This window comes from Vibrio sp. Y176 (genome assembly GCF_033438945.1).
This window is the reverse complement of sequence record NZ_JAWOQS010000810.1, coordinates 1-601: the sequence shown is the minus strand read 5'-3', so window position 1 is coordinate 601 and position 601 is coordinate 1. Positions and strand designations below refer to the sequence as shown.

1 pseudogene is annotated in these 601 nt (G+C 45.3%); it reads left to right on the top strand.

What is annotated here, in order from left to right:
- Positions 1 to 134: 134 nt before the first annotated feature.
- Positions 135 to 601 (top strand): annotated as a pseudogene (locus tag R7O13_RS28790) (sodium-dependent transporter); the annotation flags it as partial.

Here is a 601-nt window from a genome sequence, read left to right as displayed (position 1 = left end):
ATGTAAAAATTTACAAACTGAATGTCTGTCATTTGTATCGTTTGTCGAGTATTTGACCTGCTTGCTCTTGTTGATTAGTTAATATTGCTATAGTGTACTAGTTAGCTAGTTCATTGATATTTTGTGTGAGTGGTATGACACAACAAACTTCTTCTCAGCCTCGCGAGCATTTTGGCTCTCGTCTCGGATTCATCTTAGCCGCCGCCGGCGCTGCGGTTGGTCTGGGTAATATTTGGGGCTTCCCAACACAAGCAGCAAGTAATGGTGGTGGAGCCTTCTTGCTGGTTTACTTAGTGATGATTCTGATCGTTGCTTTTCCTATGCTGGTGGTTGAAATGGCGATTGGTCGTCATGGTCAAGCCAACCCAGTAGACAGCATGCGTGCATTAACCAACCACCCGACTGGCAAAAAGCTTGGCGGTATTGTGGGCTGGATTGGTTTGAGTGTACCAAGTGCAGTCTTAGCGTTTTATTCCATTGTTGGCGGTTGGTTGATCTGCTTTTTGCTAGGTGCGGTTACCGACATCATGGGAATGGAAGCGGCGACTCAATGGTTAAAAGGTTTTAGTGTAGAGCGCAACTTGTTCGGTACGATTACATT